The following is an 8,556-nucleotide window of genomic DNA, read 5'->3' on the forward strand; positions in this document are numbered from 1 at the left end:
AACGGCATGATCGCCCAGGTGTTCGAGTTTCTGCGAATGCTCGGGCGCCTGGATTTCCTGACGGCCGAAGGCTGGGACGGCACGCGCGCGCGGCCGATTGAAACAGGGGCGGGAGAGAAGCAGCGATTGCTTTATGAAGCGGCCTGACCCGAGGGCAGGCACAGGAGGCAGGGAAAATGTTTGAATTCAACGACCAGCACAAGATGATCCAGAAGATGGTACGCCAGTTCGTGGAGAAGGAACTCGAACCCAAAGTCGAGGACATCGAGAATGGCGAGCCGCCCTATGAGATCATGAAAAAGTTTGCCAACACCTTCGGGATTCCCGGCATGATCGACGGGGTCTGGAAGAAGCGGAAGAAGAAGCTCCAGGCCCACGAGGCAGGCGAAGAAGCCCCGGCCGAGGAAAAAGGCGACGACGAAGACGGCGGCATGGAGGGCCTGGGCGGCGCCGATCCGGCGATGGCCGCGATCATCGGCGTGGAACTGGCCCGCGTTTCGCCGGGATTCTCGCTCGCACTGGCGGCGAACACGGCTCTCTACGGCGCGACCGTGATGAAGAAGGGCACCTGGGACCAGCAGGACAAGTGGGGCATCCCGGTGCTGAAGTTCGAGAAGATCGGCGCCTGGGCCATGACCGAACCGGGCGCGGGCTCGGATGCCTACGGCGGCATGTGCACCGTCGCCAAGCATGATGGCGATGGCTACCGCATCAGCGGCGAGAAAACCTTCATTACCAACGCGCCCTACGCCGACTACTTCACCGTCTACGCCAAGATCGACAACAACGACGGCACGCCGCTTCGCAACCGGCCGATTCAGTGCTTCGTGGTCGAGCGTGGGATGGACGGACTCGAAACCAGCAAGCCCTTCAAGAAAATGGGAATGCACGCCTCGCCCACGGGCGCGGTCTATCTCGACAACGTCTTCGTGCCGGCTGAAAACCTGCTGGGCAAGAAGGAAAAGGAACTCAGCAAGGAACAGTCGCGCGACGTCTTCTCGGGCGAGCGCTCTGGCTCGCCCATCATGGCGCTGGGAATCATCGAGAAGTGCATTGACCAGTGCCTGAAATACGTGCAGGAGCGCGAGCAGTGGGGCCAGCGCATCGCAGAGTTCCAGGCCGTGCAGCACCGCATCGCGAAGATGTACGTCATTCGCGAGAACGTGCGGAACCTGATGTTCAAGCAGCTCTGGCAGCAAAAACACGGCAAGGTGAACATGACCGAGGCCTGCGCGGCCAAGGCTTATGCCGGGCAGGCGGCCGTCGACGTTGCGCTCGAAGCCATCCAGATCCACGGCGGCATGGGCTACATGTGGGAGACGGGACTCGAGCGCCTGATGCGCGATGCCAAGCTGTTGCAGATCGGCGGCGGCACCGACGACATTCAGTACAACACCATCGCCCGCGAGCTTCTGAGGAGCGATCGGCTTCCTTCCTAGATAATTGACATGTGCGTTAAAAATTGAAAACGGCGCAGCCTGGGCTGCGCCATTTTCTTATTATAATCAATGAGTTAGCTATGTATTGACGTGTAATACAATGTAGTATATTCTTGGATTCGTAGAACGCGGACGATAATCCGCCCAGGGAGGGGGGGCCCGAGATGAACCAGACCCGAGTTCACGCCAATGCCTACGATGGTTACCTGCCCACAAGCGCCGAGCCGGCGAACGACGGCTCGCCGCTCTCGGCCATCGCGCCCGATTACTCGCCCGAGATGATCGAGCGCGTGATGGGCTGGATCGAGCCCTTCTACAAGCACTACTTCCGCTGCGAGTGGCGCGGCGCGGTTCGCGTGCCCGAGCGCCCGGCTTTTATCGTCGCCAATCACAACGCGACCGGCGCCATCGACGTCTTCATGATGCTCTACGCCTGGTACTCGCGCTTTGGTCACTCGCGACCGGTGCACGGGCTCGCCCACAAAATGGTTTTCGAGACGCCCATCGTGAAGGAACTGATGCCCAAGCTGGGCGCCATTCCGGCCAACCCGCGCAAGGCCCACGAAGTCCTTGAAGCCGGCTGCGACCTGGCCGTCTTCCCCGGCGGTGACTGGGAGGCCTGTCGTCCCTACACCGACGCGGGCAAGATCGACTTTGGCGGGCGCAAGGGTTTTGTGCGCGTGGCACTGGAGACCGGTGCGCTCATATCGCCCTTTGTCCTCTGCGGCGCCCACGAGAGCAGCCTCATCCTCGACCGCGGCACCGGCATTGCCCATGCGCTCGGGATCGACTCGCTCTGGCGAACCAAGACCGTGCCGCTTGGCCTGCCGCTCTCGGTGCTGCCCTCCAAGGTCACCATGGAGAGCCTCGAGCCCATCGACCTGCGTGCGGAGACCGCCGGGATCGAAGATCCCGACGAGAAACTCCAGCACGGCTACGACATCGTCACCTCGCGGATGCAGGAGACCATGGACCGCCTGCAGGCCGAGCGTGAGGGATACTTGGGCTGATTTCCCGATTCCGCGAAACTCCCGATTTGAGCTACACTGGGGGCTCATCAATCGGGGGAGCCCAGTGGAAGCCAGGCACATGGTCGACGAGCAACTGCGTCGCCGCGGCATCAAGGACGAGCGTGTGCTCGCCGCGATGGAAGCCGTGCGCCGCGAGGTGTTCTGTCCGCCCAACGTGCGCGAGCACGCCTACGAAGACAAGCCGCTCCCCATCGGTTACGAACAGACCATCTCCCAGCCCTACATTGTCGGCTACATGAGCGAGGCGCTCCAGCTCTCGCGCGGTGAGAAGGTGCTCGAAGTGGGGACGGGCTCGGGCTACCAGGCGGCCGTACTCGCGCGCATGGGGATGCGTGTCTACTCGGTGGAGGTCGTGCCCGAGCTCGCAGAGCGCGCCCGCGAAACGCTCGAGGCCCACGGCTACGAGGTGCACGTGCGGGCGGGCGATGGCTATGCCGGTTGGCCCGAAGAAGCGCCCTTTGATGCAATCATCGTCACGGCAGCGCCGGAGTCGCTTCCACAGGAGCTGCTCGACCAGCTTGCCCCCGGCGGGCGCCTGGTCGTTCCGGTCGGGCCGCAGTATGCGGGGCAGGAACTGCGCCGCTATCGCAAGGATGAGAGCGGGCAGGTGAGCGTGGAAACCCTGCTGCCGGTGCGCTTTGTTCCCATGGTCCGCGAAAACTGAGCTTTCCCTGACCTCCCGGGCGCGGTAAGCTGGCCGGCGAGGGCGATTTCCCAACTTTTCCGGGCTTTTTGCAGATGCAGACGCTTCGTGCCGACATGCCTTCGGGCGCTTCCCAGACCGACTCCGATGAGGGCCGCACGCCCAGCGTGGCGCGGGTGGACCTTGGGGCCATCGCCGCCAACGCGCGCGCGCTGAAGGCCAAACTCGCTCCGGGCACGAAGTTCCTCGCCGCGGTAAAGGCCAATGCCTATGGTCACGGCGCCGTGCCGGTGGCGCGCGCGCTGCTGGCCGAGGGCACCGACTGGCTCGCCGTTGCGACCCTGGCCGAGGGGCGCGAGCTGCGCGAGGCCGGAATTGGAGCGCCGGTGCTGCTCATGCAGGGCATCCGCCCCGACCAGGCTGCCGGCGTGGTGGCCGGGGACTTTGCGACTTTCGTTTATGACGCCCCGGTGCTCGAGGCGCTCAGCGCTGCGGCAAGTGCGCAGGCAAAGCGCGCGCGCGTGCACATCAAGGTCGACACCGGGATGACCCGGCTGGGCGTGATGCCGCAGGAACTGGGTGCGCTGCTTGAGAAAACCAAATCGCTTCCCAATATTGAGATCGAAGGCATCTGCTCGCACCTCTCGGTTGCCGAAGATGCGGGCGGCGCGCTCACCGCGCTCCAGAAGCAGCGCTTTGCAGAGGCGCTCTCGCTGGCCGAAAACAAGGGCGTTCGCCCGGCGCTTCGCCACCTGGCCAATTCCTCGGCAACGATTCTTGACCCCGAGACCCACTACGACATGGTGCGCTGCGGGATCGCCGTCTATGGCGAACACCCGGCGGTGCAGACGCGCGGCAAGATCGAACTGCAGCCCGCGCTCGCATGGACGACGCAGGTTCACCAGCTAAAGCGCATCGCCGCCGGAGAGATCGTTTCCTACGGCGCCACCTGGAAGGCCCAGCGTGAGAGTCTCATCGCCGTGGTGCCCGTGGGCTACGGCGACGGATACCGGCGAAATCTCAGCAACCGCGCGCGCATGATCGCGGGCGGAAAGTCCTGCCCGGTGGTCGGCATCGTGTGCATGGACCTCACCATGATCGATGTAACCGACGTGCCCGGCATCGTCGCCGGCGACGAGGTCACGGTGATCGGTGCGACAGGCGGCGAGCATGTGAGCGCCGCCGAGCTGGCGGAGATTCTGGGCACCATTTCCTACGAAGTCCTCACGGGCATCGGCGCCCGGGTGGCACGGGTATATCGCTAAGATGGTCCTTTTCTTCGACGCACTGGGCGCCTTCCTGCTCGCCCGCCTCGAAGAGGTGGGGCGTTACTTCCGTCTGGTCTGGTGGGCGGCGATCGCGCCGCTTCGCCGGCCGCTGCACCTCAAGGAGGTCATGCAGCAGATGGAGTTCGTGGGCGTGCAGTCCACGGCGATCATCGCGCTGACGGGAACCTTCACGGGGATGGTCTTCGCCCTGCAGACGGGGCACGCCTTCCGAACTTTTGGCGCCGACACGCTGGTGGGCGGCACGAGCGTGCTGGCCCTGGTGCGCGAGCTCGGGCCGGTGCTCGCGGCGCTCATGGTGACCGGCCGCGCGGGCTCGGCAATGGCCTCCGAGCTGGCCACCATGCGGGTAACCGAGCAGATCGACGCGCTCGATGTGATGGCAGCCGATCCGGTCAAGCTGCTCATCTGGCCGCGGCTGGCCGCGGGCGTCGTCATGGTTCCGGCGCTCACGGTGATTTTCAACTTCGTGGGCTCGGTGGGCAGTTACCTGGTGGCGACCTCCGTGCTCAACCTGGCGCCCGGCGAGTGGTGGAAGAACGTCTACGAACTCGTCGAGGTCGATGACGTGATGAAGGGTATCGTCAAGGCGGTGGTCTTCGGATTCATCATGGCCAGCGTGGGTTGCTACAAGGGATACTTCGCCCGCGGCGGCGCGCGCGGGGTGGGGCGGGCCACCACCGACAGCGTGGTCTACGCCTCGGTGCTCATTCTGATCAGCGACTACTTCATCACGGCCTACCAGCTCAACTTCGCGAACATGGGATAGGACGATGGCGGCACCAGAAAACGACGGCAGCAAGGGCCTCCCCATCGAACTCAAGGGGCTGCGCAAGAGCTTTGGTGAGCGCGCCATCCTCGACGGGATGAGCCTCTCGTGCGAGTCGGGCAGAACGACCGTCATTCTGGGCAAGAGCGGCGAGGGAAAGAGCGTTACCCTCAAGCACATCGTCGGCCTGCTCCAGCCCGATGCGGGCGAAGTGATGGTGGGCGGCACCAACATGGTGGGTCTTGCGCACAGCGAGCTCAACGAGATGCGCAAGAACTTCGGCATGGTCTTCCAGGACGCCGCGCTGCTCGACTCCCTCGATGTCTTTGAGAACATCGCCTTTCCCGTGCGCCTTCATACCAGCAAGGGCGAGGACGAGATCGAAGACCTGGTGCGAAGGCTCACCCGCATGGTCGGCCTGCACGAGGACTCCCTGCGCAAGCTCCCCTCGGAGCTCTCGGGCGGTATGAGAAAGCGCGTGGGCTTTGCGCGCGCCGTGGCGCTCGAACCCAAGGTGATTCTCTTCGACGAGCCGACCACGGGGCTCGACCCGATCATGACCGACGTGATCGATTCGCTGATGATCGAGGTGCAGGAAGAAGTGGGCTCGACCCACGTGGTGATCTCCCACGACCTGCGCGGCGCCTTCAAAGTCGGGCACAAGGTGGCCATGCTCTACGAGGGCAAGATCATCGAAGAGGGCACCCCCGATGAGTTCCAGGCCAGCACCAATCCGGCCGTGCGGCAGTTTCTCGAGGGCCGCAAAGACGGCCCGATTCAGGTCTGAGCCGCCTTGGGCCGCGGGGGCTGGCGAAGAGACCCCGAATTGGGTTAGACTTTCAGTGATTTCAGTGAATTAGGCAGGTCCGGGCCGCAGCGGCGCGGAAAAGTGATGGACGATCAAACGAAAACCAACGTGATGGTGGGCGGCTTCGCGATGCTGGTGCTGGCCATCATTGCCTACAGTGCGGTGCATCTGGGCCCCACCGGTTTTGGCGGCGGGCAGGAATACCGCTCGCTGGTGGTCTATGTCCCCTCGGCGGCCGGGCTCTTCGAGGAGTCCCCCGTGCGCGTTGCCGGCGTGCAGGTCGGTCTTATCGACAAGATCAGTCTCGAGCGCGGACAGGCCCGCGTCGAAGTGCGCGTGCGCGCCGATCTCGAAATGCACGAGAACGCCCGCGCCATGGTCAAGAGCAGCGGCCTGCTGGGCGATCGCTACATCGAGATCGACCCCGGCACGCCCGAGGGCGTGCTGCAGGAACAGGCCGGGCCGCCCGATGAGAAGAAGCCCCGCATCATCTACGCCGATGAGTCGGGCGACATCGAATCATTCACCCAGGACCTGGGGCGCACGGGCAAGAACCTCGAAGCCATCACCGACAACCTGCGCGCCGTGCTCGACAACCGCCCCGGCGGCAATCCCGAACTGGCGCAGACGCTCAAGGCGCTCGCAGAGCTGACCACCAACCTGGCACAGATCAGCATCGAGAACCGGCAGGACCTGCGCGAGCTTGTCTCCCATCTTCGCAACATCAGCGCGACTCTCGATCGTGAGACCCCGGCACTGGCCGGTGAGGTGCGGCAGCTCGTTCGCGAATTGAACGGCGTCGTCTCCGACGGGCGCGTCGACGTGAGCGCCACGCTCTCGAGCTTCCGCGAGTCCTCCGAGCGTTTCAACCGCTCGCTCGAACACGTCGAGGAAATCACCCGCAAGATCGACGAGGGCGAGGGGACCGTGGGTCGCCTCATCAACGACGATGAAACCGTCGAGGAACTCAACAAGGCGATCAGCGGCATCAACAACATGCTCAGCTACGCCGACCGGCTCGAGCTCAAGCTCGGCTACCGCGCGGAGATCCAGCCGCGCGTCGACGATGCCAAGAGCGTCGTGGTCTTCGAGCTCTGGCCCAAGCCCGACAAGTATTTCTTCGTGCACGTCGTTTCCGATCCGCGCGGATCGCGGCCGGACACGGTTCACAGCACGATCACGAATACGGTCTATGACAAGAACGGGCTTGAGCTGGTCGGAAATGCGTATTTTCCGGCAACTGTGAATCAGTCGGTCACCACCAACAGCCAGCAGGGGCTCAAGTTCAGCGTCGGCATCGGCAAACGCTTCGATTACTTCAGCGTCTTCGGCGGGTTGATCGAGAATTCCGGGGGCTTTGGCTTCTCGGTTTCGCCCGACCGCTATGAGCACTTCGACCTGGAAGTGACGGCCTACGACTTCGACCGTCCCAACGACGAGCGCCCGAACGTCAAGGCGCGCCTTTCGGTCAATTTCCTCAAGTATTTCTATCTGACGGGCGGCGTCGAGGACATGATGGCCAAGAACAGCGACGATGTTGCCCCGTTCTTTGGCGGCGGCATCCTGTTCGTGGAAGACGATCTCAAGCCGCTTCTGACCTCCGGCGCCGTTCCTGTTCCCTGACGGGTCTCTCTACCTGAGCGTCGCTCACTTCATCCGACGAAGCCGGTTGCCCCAAGGGCCGTATCTTGAGCGGGCATCCCCGGTGAATTCCGCTTGCTTGTTGTGGTAGCTTTGCCTGCGTCGGGGTTTGGAGATCAGGGAGAAAAGTTCGTGGCGTACAACATCAACGATGAGTGCATCAATTGCGGGTCGTGTGAGTTCGAGTGTTCCTTCGGAGCCATTTCCGAGGGCAAGGACAAGCACCTGATCGATCCCGAGCGATGCCGCGAGTGTTCCTCGTGCGCGCAGATCTGCCCGGTCAAGGCCATCGAGCTCGTCAGCGAGCTGGGCTACTACCTGGTTGGTCCCGATACGGGTTACACCCTGCAGTAAGCAGCATTTGAAGCGATACAAACAGACGGCCCCCGCAAAGCGGGGGCCGTTTTCGTTGGAGTGTGGGCGAAGGAATGCTCAGGGACGAAGCACTGCAAACAGGTACCGGTCGCCCCGCACCACGCGAAGGAGCAAACGCTCTTCCCTGGCATTGCGTGACTGAGTGGCAAAGTCTTCGACCGAGCGAACGCGCTCGTGTTCCACCTCGATGATGATGTCGCCCGGAGCGAGTGCGGCCTGCGCCGCCGGTGACTGGGGCATGACGCGCGTGATGAGCACGCCCTCGGATCGGGTGAGCCCCTCGCGGCGCGCCAGTTCGGGAGTGAGCGTCTTCAACTCCATGCCGAATTTGCGGGCTGCATCCTGATGGGCGGGGGCGGGCTCGCTCGATTGAGGTGCCGCCGCCATCGGTCCGGCCTCTTCGAGGCGCGCGATGCGCGGGCGAAGTTCCTTGCGCTTGCCCTTTCGAAGGACAACCACGTCCACGCGCTTTCCGACTTCGCTGCCCGCGACAAGGCGCGGCAGGTCGGAGAGCTCACGCACGGGCTTGCCCTCGTATTCGACGATGACGTCTTCAGGCTCGAA

At 63.6% G+C, this 8,556-nt stretch carries 9 protein-coding genes; 8 read left to right on the plus strand and 1 reads right to left on the minus strand.

What is annotated here, in order from left to right; translation table 11 throughout:
* Positions 1–176 precede the first annotated feature (176 nt).
* From KDH09_10290 to KDH09_10325, 8 genes are all read left to right on the plus strand, one after another.
* A complete protein-coding gene (locus tag KDH09_10290) occupies positions 177–1,439 on the plus strand; it encodes an acyl-CoA/acyl-ACP dehydrogenase (GenBank protein ID MCB0220072.1) in 1,263 nt (420 codons plus the stop codon).
* Positions 1,440–1,603: 164 nt separating this feature from the next.
* Positions 1,604–2,449, plus strand: coding sequence for an acyltransferase family protein (locus KDH09_10295; GenBank protein ID MCB0220073.1), 846 nt, complete (start codon positions 1,604–1,606; stop codon positions 2,447–2,449).
* Positions 2,450–2,528: 79 nt separating this feature from the next.
* Positions 2,529–3,134: a protein-L-isoaspartate(D-aspartate) O-methyltransferase gene (locus tag KDH09_10300; GenBank protein ID MCB0220074.1), complete on the plus strand. Its 606-nt coding sequence runs from the start codon at positions 2,529–2,531 to the stop codon at positions 3,132–3,134.
* 74 nt (positions 3,135–3,208) lie between these two features.
* Positions 3,209–4,378: an alanine racemase gene (gene alr / locus KDH09_10305; protein MCB0220075.1), complete on the plus strand. Its 1,170-nt coding sequence runs from the start codon at positions 3,209–3,211 to the stop codon at positions 4,376–4,378.
* Between the two features lies 1 nt (position 4,379).
* Entirely contained in the window at positions 4,380–5,168 is a 789-nt protein-coding gene (locus KDH09_10310) for an ABC transporter permease (GenBank protein MCB0220076.1), read from the plus strand.
* Positions 5,169–5,172: 4 nt separating this feature from the next.
* Positions 5,173–5,955 carry an ATP-binding cassette domain-containing protein gene (locus KDH09_10315; GenBank protein ID MCB0220077.1) on the plus strand — a complete coding sequence of 261 codons (783 nt, stop codon included), beginning with the start codon at positions 5,173–5,175 and terminating at the stop codon, positions 5,953–5,955.
* Positions 5,956–6,060: 105 nt separating this feature from the next.
* A complete protein-coding gene (locus tag KDH09_10320) occupies positions 6,061–7,599 on the plus strand; it encodes an MCE family protein (protein MCB0220078.1) in 1,539 nt (512 codons plus the stop codon).
* A gap of 150 nt (positions 7,600–7,749) precedes the next feature.
* Complete coding sequence (locus KDH09_10325) at positions 7,750–7,971, plus strand: 4Fe-4S binding protein (protein MCB0220079.1); 222 nt, start codon at positions 7,750–7,752, stop codon at positions 7,969–7,971.
* A 78-nt stretch (positions 7,972–8,049) separates the two neighbouring features.
* Here the strand turns inward: KDH09_10325 and KDH09_10330 are convergent.
* The coding region (locus KDH09_10330; GenBank protein ID MCB0220080.1) for a PDZ domain-containing protein at positions 8,050–8,556 on the minus strand (507 nt) is incomplete at its 5' end.

It is taken from the genome of Chrysiogenia bacterium (assembly GCA_020434085.1).
GTDB lineage: Bacteria > JAGRBM01 > JAGRBM01 > JAGRBM01 > JAGRBM01 > JAGRBM01.